Genomic DNA, 14221 nt, shown 5'->3' on the forward strand with positions numbered 1-14221 from the left:
CAGGCGAAAGAACTAATTACAACCAGAGTGACTGGGCTTCATTTACCCCATGAACTTACTCAAGGCATGCGCAGCCAGGCCGGATAAGGGGGGGACGATAAAGGTGATGGCATAACGCAGCAGGGCGGTTTTGGGGTTGATCAGCGCCATTTCTATAGGGAGGCGGGAGATTGACCACAGAGACCAGGCAGTGACAAACCCGATGATGGCGCCCAAACCGGCGCCAGCTTTATAAAAACCGGTGACAATCGGAAAGACGACGTACGGTGAACCCGGCACGATCCCACCGGCGACACAACCAATCAGAATTGCCTTAATCCCGGCGGAATCCCCCATCCATTTTGCAATCAACGCTCCTGGCAGCAGCACTTGCATCAAGCCAGCGATTAAAAAACTGGCAATCAATAGAATCAGGTTGCTCCACACCGTGGCGCCAGCCAGTTTGATCCCGGCAATAGCCAGGTTTTCACCCCGGATGAGGGCAACAATCAACAGGATGAGTGCAATTCCGGACAGGATCAGCGCAGGGGTATTCATGGGCGATCTCCTTGTGAAGTTATTCGTTGGATTTTCTCTCATCATCATGGGCTTTGACTTGTGGATGGTTCTTCCTGTTGATTATAAATGGGTTAATCACCCTGGGCAAGTTTTTTTGGTTCTGCAAATGAGAAGCAGTTCATGCTGGACAGCATAAGAGTGGCTTGAAAATGGGTCAGTTCTTAATTCAGGGTCATGCGTAGGGGCGGACCTTCGCGTAGTAATCCCTGTGCCCTGCAAGGATATTGAGCTGTGTCCGCCCAACCCGAAAGTGCACGATGCTCAGAGTAATCCACTATGGTTGCCCTGCTGCGAATGAATATCATATTCAAAATTATTGTAAATGCTAAAAATTATGATGTTCATTCATAGACCGATTATGAAATATCCCTTCTTCAACATTTTCGATAATTTTCTTGAATATATTCGTATTTCAATGTATACTGTCATTAAAGCCCGATAATCATTATTGACAATCGTGTCGTAGAGTTTTCGATAGGAATATTTTTCTAAAGAAAGGAGTCGTTATGATGAACAATAGTCGCTACTTGAGATTATTTTTGAGCCTATTTCTTACTTTCGTGTTGCTAACCAGTCTTGGTGTCAGCGTAAAGCCTGTTGCAGCGGCTACAATCACTGTGATCAATACCGAAAACTCTGGGCCCGGGTCTTTGCGTGAGGCGCTGCTAAACGCCAGTCCAGGTGATACGATCAAATTTTCTGAGGCACTTCAAGGCCAAACTATTGTAGTTAGCGGTGATCCGCTGTTTATTCAAAAAAATGTGACGATTGACGGATCTTCACTGTGGCTGAGGATCACAATCAGTGGTGATGATCAAATGAGGGTGTTTGACGTGTTTGAGAACGTTGAAGTTAAGATGATTGGCCTCAATATTGCGCATGGTTATAAAGGCGGTTTATCAATTAAAGATGGCGGGGGCATTTACCTCTCAAAAAATGCAAAAGTCACCTTAAAAAACTGTAACTTGTTTAAAAACCGGGCGAAGGGCAATGGTGGAGCGATTGCTGTCGGTGAACAAGCGATCTTAGAAGCTTATAATTGCATATTTTCTGATAATACGGCACTAGAAGAAAATACAAGCTCTGGCGGAGCCATCTACAACCTGGGAAGTGTATATACATATCGCAGCACCTTTAATGATAACTTTGCCAATTGGGGTGGCGGAATTGAGAATTCGGGTTCATTGACGGTTAGTGAAAGCCAATTTCTTGACAATTCTGGTGGGAATCAAGGCGGGGCGATCCGGAATATCGGGCTGGTGGAAATTTCCGATAGTATATTCAGCGAGAATACTGCGCAGATGGGCGGTGCGATTCTGAACTGGACTGATTTAGAAGTGATAAACAGCGAAATAATAGACAATTTCGCGCCCAGCGGTGGTGGTGTGTTTAATTTTGGCATCTTTCGCTTAGAAAACAGCACATTTAATGGCAATCAGGCAGTGGAGGGTGGTGGGGTTTATAATTCCGATGATGCGGAACTTACTAGCTCGAACAATTATTTCTTTAAGAACACTGCAGAAGAATCAGGCGGGGGTATTTACAACTCGGCTGTTTTACATATGACAGGCGACACTTTTGAGGAAAATTCTGCCGAAACGGGCGGCGGCGGCGGTATTGAAAACCAGGGCATATTAACGGTTGAGGCAAGCCTATTTCTTGGAAATTCTGGAGGGATTCAGGGTGGGGCAATCCGGAATGTCGAACAGGTTGATGTTTTCGACAGTACATTCAACGAGAACAAGGCATTTTTTGGCGGTGCGATCCTGAATTGGGAAGTTTTGGACGTTACTGGGAGTACATTTTTTGGCAACACTGCCACTTACGGTGGGGCGGTGAGAAACTGGGGTGGGGACATGGTTATTAAAAACAGCACCGTGTCCGGCAATCAGGCGATGGAAGATGGCGGTGGAATACAAAATGTAGACGGTGGAAAGCTTGCCAGTTATTACAATACAATCGCATTTAATAAAGCCACAGGTGAAGGTGGCGGTGTAAAAAATGGGACTGGTTGTACCATGGTTTGTTTCAGCACGCTGATTGCCGGGTCAACGGGTGGGGATTGTGTAAATTTAGGTGATATTTACTCGAGCTCTAACAACTTTGTTGGAGATGGCGGTTGCAATGCAACCTTCTCCGGCGACCCCAAGATAGGGCCCTTGGCAAACAACAGCGGACCCACGCAGACCCACGCCCTTTTACCCGGTTCACGGGCGATTGATGCGGCTCACGCCGATTCGTGTCCACCAACAGACCAGCGCGGTGTTACAAGACCTTATGGTCCGGGTTGTGATATTGGTGCTTTTGAATTCAATCCCGACTACCCGTATATTGGGGTGGCGAAAATTTTCATACCCTGCTTTTTACGATAGTCGTTTGGTAAGCAGCGAATCATTTTTGATTAATTGGGAATTGGAAAGCACAATTTTTGGTGGTGAGGGAATTGAACTGAGACTGAACTCGTTTTTCAATAGTCCAGATTTTTAAAAACCTGGCTCAGTTTCGTTCAGTTCCTATTTCGAAGGCTGGTATCTTTGTTTTCGCTTCGCGTGAGTTCACGCGAGCCCGATTGCTTTAACATTAAAAAAATATTAGAATAATGCTTTCGAATATAAATAACTATTTTATCGTGTTATAATGTGCTTAGAGCCTTGGCTCGTGTGAATTGGAAAAATTCGTTAAGCTCGTCTGAACAAAGATATTCGATAACCATTTATTATCCGAAATGATGAGGTTTGATTGAATGGCACAGAGTCAGATGCAAAATAGTCTATCCACAAATGTTCCACAGACAACTTATTCAGGATCAGCAGGAAAAAGAAAAAGAGCTCTTAAGAATTTTTTCGAGGCGATGTTATACCTCAGCCCGGCATTAATATTATTTATGGCTTTTGTGTTCGTTCCGCTGTTCCGCTCTTTTCAGATCAGCGCATATATTACCGATCCGATTGGACGTTTGTCCAAATTTGTGGGGTTGTTGAATTACAAGCGCTTATTTGAAACCACCAACTTTATTAACAGCCTGAACAAATCATTCCTGTTTATTCTTTACACCGTGCCCACGACAATCGCGATTTCGTTAGGGCTGGCCATGCTGGGTGACCTGCGCCTCAAGGGCATTTCCTTTTTTAGGATGGTCTTCTCGATTGCTATTGCGATCTCAGGCGCAACAGCCTCTTTGATGTTCAAGTATATTTACCACCCGACAGTGGGTGTAAATTACCTGTTAAGTCTTGTAGGAATTCCGAATATTCCCTGGCTGGTAAGCCAGGACACCGCGTTGATGTCAGTTGCCTTAACAACCGTATGGCTTCAAATCGGCATGAACACGGTGATCATCCTGGCAGCCATGCAGACCATCCCAGAAGAGCTATATGAAAGCGCCATGATCGACGGTGCCAATGGCTGGAATCGGTTTGTACACATCACCTTACCGATGCTTTCATCCACCTTCTTCTTTTTACTGGTGGTGGATACGCTGGCAGCCTTCCAAACCTTTACACCGATTCATATTATGACATCGGGCGGGCCGCTCGAAGCAACCAATTTGCTGGTATATTCGATTTACCGTGAGTTCTACTTTAATGGAAAGTTCGGATTTGCTGCTGCCCAATCGATCATGTTGTTTTTCATCATGTTGATATTGACCATTTTCCAATTTGTATTCCTGGAACGAAGGGTTTATTACGAATGAAACTATCGAACTTTCGCTACCGTCCATTAATCACAATCGGACAATACATCATTCTGATTATTGCCGCATTAATTATTTTGTATCCGATCTGGTCTGCTTTCAATATCAGCATGATGTCTGATTCTGAAATGGGCTCCTATCCGCCGCTCCAATTCCCATCGGGCATTCGTTTAAACAATATTCGACGTGCCCTGACACAAGCGCCATTGCCTCGTTATTTATTGAATAGCGTCATCCAATCTTTGTTGGTGATGATGGGCCAACTGATTACAGCCAGCTTGGCAGCGTATGCATTTGCCTTTATTGATTTTAAATGGCGCAATTTCTTTTTCCTCCTGTTTTTATCGACCATGATGATCCCCTGGGAGGCGACGATTATCCCGAACTACCTGTTTGTGCGCAAGTTGGGATGGACCGATACTTTTCAGGGATTGGCAGTCCCCTTTATGGCTACAGGGTTTGGCACCTTCTTGCTGCGCCAATTTTTCTTAAAGATCCCACCTGACCTGAGGGACGCTGCTACCATCGATGGGTGCGGCAGTTTCCGGTTTTTGGTGACGATTGTTCTCCCCCTGGCGCGTCCGGCTTTAGGGACTTTGGCGGTTTACAGTTTTTTGCAGACTTACAACCAGTATTTATGGCCTTTACTGGTTACGAACAATCCTTCGATGCGAACCGTTCAAATTGGGATTGCGCTGCTTCAAGATGAAGAACGTTTGATGATTAACATCATCATGGCGGGCGTGATTTTTATTCTGATCCCAACATTAACTTTGTTTATTGTCAGCAATCGGCAACTTATTCGTGGGTTAACCGCTGGTGCTGTGAAAGGATAAATCCAGCGGATATTGTTTGTTCACTATCAAAAAGGAGAGAAAAATGAACAAAAAACTATTGATTTTCCTGGGCGTACTGATCATTTCGACGATGATCCTGTCCGCCTGCAAACCTGCAGCCGAACCGCCGGCTGTGGAGGAGCCTGCTGTGGAAAAGCCAGCTGCTGAAGTAGAAGCGCCGCCAGCCCCGGAACCGGAGGAAACGGTGAAGATTGACTTCTGGCACAGCATGGGTGGTGACCTGGGTGGTGTTGCCATTCCGCAAATGGCTGATGATTTCAATGCCTCACAGTCAAAATGCTTTGTCGAGCCGATTTACCAGGGCTCTTATGACGACGCATTGAACAAGTTGAGGGCAAGTCTCCAGACACAGGATGTGCCAGCAGTGATGCAACTGTATGATATCGGCACCCGCTTGATGGTTGACCTGCAAATGATCACGCCAGTTCAAGAGTTCATTGATAAAGACAATTATGATGTCTCGGACCTTGAGCCCAATGTGCTGGCATATTACACGGTTGATGGGAAGCAAGCTTCAATGCCCTTCAATACGTCCACGCCAATGCTGTATTACAACAAAGACATGTTCAGGGCAGCGGGTTTGGACCCTGAAAAACCACCAAGAACCTTCGAAGAAGTCTGGGAAGCCGCTCGTGTTCTGACTCAGAAGGATGCCTCTGGCAATGTGGTTGTCTCTGGTATTTCAATGAGCATTTATGGCTGGTTCTTTGAACAATTCCTGGCTGTTTCCGGTGGGTACTACGCCAATAATGCGAATGGGCGTGATGCCCTGGCAACCGAGGCGACCTTTAACGGTCCGGAAGGCGTAGCTATCCTGGATTGGTGGAAGGGCATGTGGGACGAAGGCCTGATGGGCAACTACGGACGGGTGAATGCTGATGTCCGCACCGCTTTCTACGCTGAACAGACTGCCATGTTTGTTGACTCGACAGCAGTTCTGCGTGGCGCCATGGACACGGTTGACGGAAAATTTGAAATCGGCACCGCATACCTGCCGCGTCCTAACGAAGCAGCCTTTGACACCTCAGGAACCATCATCGGTGGTGGATCGCTGTGGATCATCAACGCCAGCACCCCGGCAGAACAGGCTTGCGCCTGGGAATTCATCAAATACCAGGCTTCACCTGAACAGCAGGCTTACTGGCACACCATGTCAGGCTATTTCCCCATCCGAGATACCGCATACGATGTTCCTCTGGCAACTGAGTGGCGTGAGCAGTATCCGCAATTCAAGACCGCGGTTGATCAACTGCACATTGCACCCAACAACAGGGTGACCCAGGGCGGTTTGATCGGCGTATTCCCGACCGCACGGCAGACCATTGAAGGCGCGATCGAAGAAGTGTTAGCCGGTGTGGCAACACCACAGGAAGCGCTGGACAAAGCAGCCAAGATTGTTACCGACGCCATCGAGGAATACAATATTTCAATGGGCTTGACCGATTAACGTTGAAAATTAACCATCCGTAATTTATGCAGGGTGTCTGATATTCGGGCACCCTGCAATGGTATTAAAAATGATTTCATTTAAAAATCTTGTAAAAGTTTTATTTTGCTTACTGATGATCTCAGGTTTGCTTGTTGCCTGTTCCAATGAAAAAGCAGTTGACACAGAGATGCGGAGAGAAGATATGACTACAATGGACACTTCCCAGGTTATGATCATTGCCCATCGTGGTGCCCGTTCATTGGCGCCTGAAAATACACTGCCAGCCGCGGCAAAGGCGCTGGAAAACCATGCTGACGGCTGGGAACTGGATGTTGCGATGAGCGCCGATGGCGAGCTGGTGGTTTTGCATGACGATACATTGGAGCGGACCTCGAATGTTATGGATGTTTTTCCAGAAAGAAAGCCCTGGTCCGTGTATGAATTTTCGTTAGCCGAATTACAGCAGCTGGATTTTGGACGCTGGTTTGTGGAAAGCGATCCGTTCGGGCAGATCTCTGAGGGAAATGTCGCAGCCAGTGATGTGGAAGCATTCCGGGGAACAAAGATCCCCACGCTGGAGAATGCATTGGAATTTACGCGATCTAACCATTGGTGGGTCAATATCGAAATCAAGGATGCCAGCGGCACACCTTCAGATGCTGTGATTGTTTCAGAGGTTGTCAGGCTGGTCGAAAAGATGGGGATGGAAGACCAGGTGCTGATCTCATCTTTTAATTGGGATTATCTAAGTCAGGTTAAAGCGCTGAATCCTGACCTGGCGACGGGCGTTTTAGCGAATTCAATCGTCGTGGATCCCGTCTCCTTGATGAAGAAACTGAATGCACAGGCGTTTCACCCCGGGATCAAAGTCACGCTTGCTGCACAGGTTCAACAACTGCGTGAAAATAACTATGGTGTCAACGTGTGGACAGTCAATGACGTGTCGGACATGGAACGGCTGATCGAGATGGGCGTGACGGGCATTATCACGGATTTCCCCCAACGTTTATACCCGATTCTCAATCCTTAAGAAGATCATCGCATTGCAGGACTGGGTTATTGCCAACCTTTTTATCCTGACCTGCTCTTAAAAACCCCTTCAGGGTCGTTTGGTTTCCATATCGAAGCCTGGAATTCTTGTTTTTCGCTCAAGCCATTTTAACAAGGCATTCACAACAAAAACAAAGACCAGGTAAATCATTGCAATCGCCAGGTAGCTGCCGATCGGGTTGTAGGTGATGGTGGCAGCCCGTTTTCCCCTGGCCATCAGGTCCTGAACGGCGATCAAGAACACCACCGCAGTCGTTTTCAATAATGAAATCGGTTCGTTGGACCAGGCTGGGATCACCAGGCGCAGGGCTTGCGGGAGAATAATGTGCCAGATGGTCTGCCAGCGAGTCAGCCCGATGGACCTGCCCGCGGTCATCTGCGAGTCGCCAATGGATTGGATGGCGCCCCGCAGGTATTCAGCCTGGTAGGCTGCGCTGTTAAGTCCCAGTGCCAGGTAAGCAGAGGTTTTTTGATCAAGGGTTAACCCCAGGGAGGGCAACCCGTAATAGATCAAAAACAGCTGGACGAGTAATGGCGTTCCTCTGAAGAATTCAATAAACCCGACCGCAATCGCTCGCTGCCATCGTGGCCCATATGTGCGCATCAAAGCCAGGATCAGCCCCAAGATAAACCCCAAAGCCAGGCCGACAGCCGTGAGCTCTAGGGTCACTGCCGTTCCTTTGAGGAATTCAGGCAAAAATCTGCGCAGGATCGTAAAGGTATCGCCCATTTATGCTTCGCTTTCCGTATCGCCGTACAGTTCACTGATCTTCCACAGGAAGGAACGTGTCCGTTCATATTTTGGCCGGTTGAACATCTCATCCGGCGACCCCTCTTCGACGATGCTGCCATTCTCTAAAAAAATGATGCGATTGGCTACTTCACGGGCGAAACCCATTTCGTGAGTAACCACAAGCATGGTCATCCCTTCCCTGGCCAGGTTTCGCATGACCTCGAGCACCTCACCGATCAATTCGGGATCCAGCGCCGAGGTCGGTTCATCGAAGAGCATGATGCGGGGGTCCATGGCAAGGGCGCGGGCAATGGCGACGCGCTGCTGTTGTCCACCGGAGAGCTGACCCGGGTAATGCCCCGCCCGGTCTAACAGCCCCACTCGATTGAGCTCCTGCATTGCTTTCTCTTCAGCTACTTCATTGGGGAGCTTTTTGACTCTGCTGAGCCCGATTTTGACATTGTCCAGCGCGGTCAGATGGTTGAAGAGTAGAAAATTTTGAAAAACCATACCCACATGCTGGCGGACCTCGTCTTCATTGTGTCCATGGGCGGTGATCTCATCACCATCCAGCCAGATCTGTCCTGCATTGGCTCTGGTAAGCAGGTTGATGCAGCGCAGCAGGGTGCTTTTTCCCGTCCCGCTGGGCCCGATGATCACCACGGTGTCGCCTTCATTGACGGTTATATCGATGTCATGGAAAACGACATTTTTGCCATATGCTTTGGTGAGTCCTTTGATAACCAGGATCGGTTCTGCCATAATTTCCTCCGTAATTAAGGGTTGGCGGGAATCGCCAGCCGTTTTTCCAGGCGGTTTAAGAGTCGGTTGGTGATAAACACCAGCGCGAAGTAAATCAGCCCTGCAGTGATGTATGCTAAGAAGGGTTCCTGCGTGCTGGCGCTGATCAACTGAGCGCGGCGCAATATCTCTGGGACACCCAGGGCGTAGACGAGTGATGAGTCCTTGATGACAATGGCAGCCTCATTTGACCAGGGCGGGATGGCCAGGCGCAGGGCTTGGGGGATGATGATATGCTGGATAGCCTGCATTCTGCTCATGCCAATTGAGCGAGCCGCCATCATCTGGCTACCACTGACGGAAAGCAAGGCACCGCGGATGATCTCCATCTGGTAGGCGCTGCTGACAATACCCAGTGAGACCGACCCCGCCCAGAAGGGCGAAAGGTTGATGTTGCCCGAGACCATGAAATACAGGATGAACAGCAGAACAATGGGAGGAATACCGCGCATGATGGTACTGTAAACAGCCATGATCCTGGAGAAGAGCTTCCCACCGTATACGTGCAACAATGAGAGGATTAATCCCAATACCAGACCGAAGGGCAGGGCAATCAGTGTAACACCAACCGTGTAGGCTGTTCCAGAAGCAATGTACTGGAAGAATTTGGCAAAATCCATGGATTAAACTTTCAATGAAAGACCGATTAACAATTGCCCGAAAGATAACCGGGGAGAAAAGCATAAACACGTTTCAGCTTTTCTCCCAGGTTGGTTAAGCGAATGTTATTCGTAAAAATACTTGATCGCCAGTTTTTCGATGAAGCCTTCTGCTTTTAATTCAGCAATGATGCGGTTAATTTTAGCCTGCAAGTCAGTAGAACCTTTTGGAAGGACGATGTTAATCGGCCCTGTATAGAGCATTTCTTTGTAGATGATTTCAAGATCATCATCCTGGCTGGCGATGACGCCGGCGGGGACATCATCCGCCATCAAAATATCGATCCTGCCAGCTTTAAGATCAAGAGCAGCCTGGTCCACCCGTTCGTAGCGGGAGAGGTTGCTCTCGCTCATCAAACCAGTTTCAATTAACTCCTCGGTGATCCATTCATCCTGCATCGTGCCAGATTGGACACCGAGTTTGTAATTTGCTGCATCTTCGGCTTTGGTAAAGTCTTTGATAAAGCCTTTCATCGCGATGAAGGCATCCTCAGAGGTGTGATAAGGATCGGAAAAATCGACCAGTTGGGCGCGCTCTTCGGAGTAATTAAAACAAGAGATTGAAGCATCAATCTTGCCTTCCTGGACGGCCTGGATCAGGCTGTCGAAGGGCATATCCTGCCACTCGATTTTCACATCCATGCGTTTTGCGATCTCTGCCATCAGTTCGATGTCAAAACCAGCCAGGTTCCCGGCTTCATCGACGTATTCGTAGGGGGGATAATCTGCTGATGTACCGACGACAAAATTGTCGGATTTCTTTTGGCACGCTGTGAGTGCCAATGCCAGTAATATAACCAGTAGTAAAACGTTGCGGTGTTTCATGCGTTCTCCTTCATATAGAATTGAAAAGATCAGTTTGTTCACCTAATTGTAACATACCTTTATTACCGATTTGAAAAGCAAGGATTCTCTCTATGATTTACCCGCCTGGTTGTGTTGAGAAGTTCGACTAATAAATGAGTCAGGATATCCTCAGGCAGTGCCATCCTGGGATCGGTGTTTGATGAAAGAGCCAACAAATCAACGGGCCTTTGCAAGAAATCTTGCAAAAACCATTGACATATTGGTCAAGCCCATGTACAATAAATCCGGTTCTGCACACGTGTGCAAACCCGGGTTTCGTTAAATCACAGGTTTGACGAAGGATTAACACCCGGCTTATCAGCCCAAGGGTCAAAAAAACTGATCTGTGCACCGAACCGCTGGGACTTCGTTTACAATCAAGTTGAGGTGAAAATGGTAAAACCGATTGATGAATTTTATGATTTTTCAGGGTCAACCGCGGTGATTACCGGCGGAACAGGCTTTTTAGGGGCTGAAATGTGCAAAACCCTTGCCGCCTTGGGCGCAAAGGTGGCTATCCTTGATATCAACCTGGAGAAAACCAAACTGCTTGCCAGCGAGATCAATGCGGCGGGCGGCACTGCTGCTGCATTCGATTGTAATGTGTTAAGTCGCGAGAGTATTGAAGGCGTTGCACAGGAAATCGACTCCAGCTTTGGCACCGTGGATATTTTGATCAACGCCGCAGGGGGCAACAAACCCCAAGCCACCACCAGTGATGCGCTGTCCTTTTTTGATCTGCCCATGGATGCCTTACGCTGGGTGTTTGATCTCAATCTGCTGGGCACCATCCTGCCTTCACAGATTTTTGGAAAAGGGATGGCTCAGCGCAACTCTGGAACAATTTTGAACATCTCTTCGATGAATGCCTTTCGCCCGCTAACCCGCATTCCGGCATATTCTGCTGCTAAAGCGGGGGTGAGCAATTTCACCCAATGGCTGGCAGTTCACCTGGCGCAGGAATATTCACCTAATATCCGGGTCAACGCGATCGCGCCAGGTTTTTTCATCACCGATCAGAATCGGTTCCTGCTCATTGATGCGGAGAGTGGCGAATTAACCGATCGCGGTCGTACGATCTTAGGGCATACCCCTATGAACCGCTTCGGGGTTCCGGAAGATTTATTGGGTACGATGTTGTGGCTGGTTTCGCCAGCTTCTGCGTTCGTTACCGGCATTGTGGTGCCCGTCGATGGCGGATTTTCAGCTTTCAGTGGAGTGTGAGTCAATGGTCATAGGTTCAGGTTTTCTCGATCAGTTTATCAGTGCTGAAACAGCCAACGAGATCGTTGGCGAGGCGCTTAATTCACTGCCACTGGAGGGCAAACGGGTATTGATCCTCATTCCGGACGGGACGCGCAGTATGCCGATGCCGCTGATGTTCAGTTTGTTTGAAGAGCATCTTTCCGGGCGGGTTGCCGCCCTGGATTACCTGGTCGCCCTTGGCACTCACCAACCGATGACGGATGCACAATTAACCCATCTGGTTGGAAGGAGTGTTACCGACGGGAAAGTTGGAAGCAGCACCATTTTTAATCACCGCTGGGAAGACCCTGAAACCTTCATCCAGGTTGGCATCATCCCCGAAGATGAGATTCATGAACTTTCACAAGGGCACATGCGGCAGGATGTCGCCGTTCGGCTGAATAAGCTGATCATGGATTATGATCATCTCTTGATCTGCGGACCGGTATTTCCCCATGAAGTGGTGGGCTTTTCTGGCGGTAATAAATACTTTTTCCCGGGCATCGCTGGCGCTGAGATTATCAATTTCACGCATTGGCTGGGAGCGACCCTCACCAGTTTCGATATTATTGGTTCCGGATACACTCCCGTACGGGCGGTGATTGACCGGGCTGCTTCTATGATACCCAAACCGGTGCATTGTTTTTCCCTGGTGGTAACCTACGAGGGGTTAGCCGGGCTTTATTTTGGCAGTGCACAGGAAGCATGGAAGGCTGCTGCCAATCTTTCTGCCCAGAAGCATATTATCTATGTGGATCAGCCTTATCAAAAGGTGCTTTCGATCATGCCTGAACTGTATGATGATTTGTGGACAGCCGCCAAGGGCATGTATAAATTGGAACCTGTTGTGGCGGAAGGGGGAGAGGTGATTATTTACGCACCGCATATCGATGAGGTCAGTTATACCTACGGAGATATTATCGACGAGGTTGGCTACCATTGTCGGGACTTTTTCGTAAAGCAATGGGAGCGTTACAAACATTACCCACACGGCGTGCTGGCACACTCCACCCATTTACGCGGTCTAGGTACCTACGACGCCGCCACTGGCGTTGAGACGCCGCGCATCAAGGTGACCCTGGCATCCGGCATCCCGGCTGATCGCTGCCAGCGCATTGGATTGGGCTATCTCGACCCGCACTCGATCAATCTGGATGACTGGGTTGACAAAGAGGACCAGGGAATCCTGGTCGTCCCGCGAGCGGGAGAAATGCTGTACCGAATCAAAAAACAATAAAAATTTTTAACGAAACGAGGCACATATGAACCAATATGGATTGAACATCAAAGAAACGGGTGCGCTTGATTTTGTCTCCCTGGGAGCGCTGGTAAACCGGTTGGATCCCGGCGTAATCCCCTTTCGGAAGGCAACCCAATGCCAGATCCACGTAAGCGGCGGCGAGTTTAATTGTGCAGCCAACCTTGCGGACTGCTTTGGCTTGAAAACCGGTATTGTGACGGCAATGGTCGATTATCCGATCGGCGATTTGATCGCAGAGCGGGTGAAGGCGATGGGCGTAAAACCTTTTTACAAACGCTTTGCACATAACGGGGTTAACGGTCCCAACATGGCGACGGTTTATAGTGACCAGGGCTTTGGTGTGCGCCCGCCGGTGGTATTTTACAATCGCTGTAACGAAGCCGCAGCCCAATTAAAGCCCGGGGATTTTAACTGGGATGAAATCTTTGCCGGGGGCGTTCGCTGGTTTCACAGCGGCGGCATCTTTGCTGCGCTTTCAGAAACCACCGGACAGGTCATTATCGAAGGGATGAAGGCGGCCAAAGCAGCGGGCGCAGTGGTCTCCTTTGATTTGAATTATCGTGAAAAATTGTGGAGTATCTGGGGCGGGCAGGGCGCTGCACAGTCGGTGCTGTGCGAAATAATGAACTATGTTGATGTACTGGTGGGCAATGAAGAAGACATGCAATTGGGACTCGGTGTTTCTGGTCCGCAGGTGGAAAAAACCTCAAAGCTGGACCCGAGAACCTTCATTGACATCATTGGAGAGGTTGTCAGCCTGTTCCCCGGCATTAAAGTGGTCACGACCACACTCAGAGAAGTCAAAAACACCATGCAGCATTCCTGGAGCGCAGTCGCATGGATCAACGGGCAGACTTATATTGCCCCCACGTGTGACCTTGTTGTGTATGATCGCGTGGGCGGTGGCGACGGCTTTGCCTCGGGAGTGTTTTACGGTCTGCTCACAGGGGAAGATGAACAACAGGCGGTGAACCTCGGCTGGGCGCACGGTGCGCTACTGACGACCTTTCCAGGCGACACGACGATGGCCAGTGTGGAACAGGTCAAAGCATTTGCTTCAGGCGGATCCGCGCGAATTCAGAGATAAA

The 14221-nt window shown here is 48.8% G+C and carries 13 protein-coding genes; 8 read left to right on the top strand and 5 right to left on the bottom strand.

Annotation, left to right across the window (positions count from 1 at the left end; translation table 11 throughout):
- Window positions 1-42: 42 nt before the first annotated feature.
- Complete coding sequence (locus tag CFX1CAM_RS03790) at window positions 43-537, bottom strand: permease (protein WP_087861733.1); 495 nt, start codon at window positions 535-537, stop codon at window positions 43-45.
- Between the two features lie 527 nt (window positions 538-1064).
- Between CFX1CAM_RS03790 and CFX1CAM_RS03795 the strand changes: the two genes are divergently transcribed.
- From CFX1CAM_RS03795 to CFX1CAM_RS03815, 5 genes are all read left to right on the top strand, one after another.
- Window positions 1065-2930, top strand: a complete 1866-nt coding sequence (locus CFX1CAM_RS03795; protein ID WP_087861734.1) for a choice-of-anchor Q domain-containing protein — start codon at window positions 1065-1067, stop codon at window positions 2928-2930.
- Window positions 2931-3301: 371 nt separating this feature from the next.
- Complete coding sequence (locus tag CFX1CAM_RS03800; protein WP_087861735.1) at window positions 3302-4252, top strand: carbohydrate ABC transporter permease; 951 nt, start codon at window positions 3302-3304, stop codon at window positions 4250-4252.
- Window positions 4249-5088 carry a carbohydrate ABC transporter permease gene (locus CFX1CAM_RS03805; RefSeq protein ID WP_087861736.1) on the top strand — a complete coding sequence of 280 codons (840 nt, stop codon included), beginning with the start codon at window positions 4249-4251 and terminating at the stop codon, window positions 5086-5088. The genes CFX1CAM_RS03800 and CFX1CAM_RS03805 overlap by 4 nt, the downstream gene beginning before the upstream one ends.
- A gap of 43 nt (window positions 5089-5131) precedes the next feature.
- Window positions 5132-6556 carry an ABC transporter substrate-binding protein gene (locus CFX1CAM_RS03810; RefSeq protein WP_087861737.1) on the top strand — a complete coding sequence of 475 codons (1425 nt, stop codon included), beginning with the start codon at window positions 5132-5134 and terminating at the stop codon, window positions 6554-6556.
- 184 nt (window positions 6557-6740) lie between these two features.
- Window positions 6741-7568, top strand: a complete 828-nt coding sequence (locus CFX1CAM_RS03815) for a glycerophosphodiester phosphodiesterase (RefSeq protein ID WP_157891678.1) — start codon at window positions 6741-6743, stop codon at window positions 7566-7568.
- 69 nt (window positions 7569-7637) lie between these two features.
- Here CFX1CAM_RS03815 and CFX1CAM_RS03820 read toward each other — a convergent pair whose 3' ends face one another.
- The 4 genes from CFX1CAM_RS03820 to CFX1CAM_RS03835 all read right to left on the bottom strand — a co-directional run bounded on the left by CFX1CAM_RS03820 (window position 7638) and on the right by CFX1CAM_RS03835 (window position 10606).
- Window positions 7638-8318 carry an amino acid ABC transporter permease gene (locus CFX1CAM_RS03820; RefSeq protein ID WP_087861739.1) on the bottom strand — a complete coding sequence of 227 codons (681 nt, stop codon included), beginning with the start codon at window positions 8316-8318 and terminating at the stop codon, window positions 7638-7640.
- The gene (locus tag CFX1CAM_RS03825) at window positions 8319-9083 is read right to left on the bottom strand and encodes an amino acid ABC transporter ATP-binding protein (protein ID WP_087861740.1); all 765 of its coding nucleotides are present in this window, start codon (window positions 9081-9083) and stop codon (window positions 8319-8321) included. It lies immediately after the preceding gene.
- A gap of 14 nt (window positions 9084-9097) precedes the next feature.
- On the bottom strand, window positions 9098-9742 hold the full coding sequence (locus tag CFX1CAM_RS03830) for an amino acid ABC transporter permease (RefSeq protein WP_087861741.1): 645 nt from the start codon (window positions 9740-9742) through the stop codon (window positions 9098-9100).
- Window positions 9743-9847: 105 nt separating this feature from the next.
- The gene (locus tag CFX1CAM_RS03835; RefSeq protein ID WP_087861742.1) at window positions 9848-10606 is read right to left on the bottom strand and encodes a substrate-binding periplasmic protein; all 759 of its coding nucleotides are present in this window, start codon (window positions 10604-10606) and stop codon (window positions 9848-9850) included.
- Between the two features lie 414 nt (window positions 10607-11020).
- Here CFX1CAM_RS03835 and CFX1CAM_RS03840 point away from each other — a divergent pair, with 414 nt between their 5' ends.
- Genes CFX1CAM_RS03840 through CFX1CAM_RS03850 form a run of 3 tightly spaced genes read left to right on the top strand, consistent with a single transcriptional unit; the run spans window position 11021 to window position 14220 of the window.
- Window positions 11021-11851, top strand: coding sequence for an SDR family oxidoreductase (locus CFX1CAM_RS03840; RefSeq protein WP_087863221.1), 831 nt, complete (start codon window positions 11021-11023; stop codon window positions 11849-11851).
- 4 nt (window positions 11852-11855) lie between these two features.
- Complete coding sequence (locus CFX1CAM_RS03845; RefSeq protein ID WP_087861743.1) at window positions 11856-13109, top strand: lactate racemase domain-containing protein; 1254 nt, start codon at window positions 11856-11858, stop codon at window positions 13107-13109.
- Window positions 13110-13134: 25 nt separating this feature from the next.
- A complete protein-coding gene (locus CFX1CAM_RS03850) occupies window positions 13135-14220 on the top strand; it encodes a sugar kinase (protein ID WP_087861744.1) in 1086 nt (361 codons plus the stop codon).
- The last annotated feature ends 1 nt before the right edge of the window (window position 14221 follow it).

The organism is Brevefilum fermentans, assembly GCF_900184705.1.
Classification (GTDB): domain Bacteria; phylum Chloroflexota; class Anaerolineae; order Anaerolineales; family Anaerolineaceae; genus Brevifilum; species Brevifilum fermentans.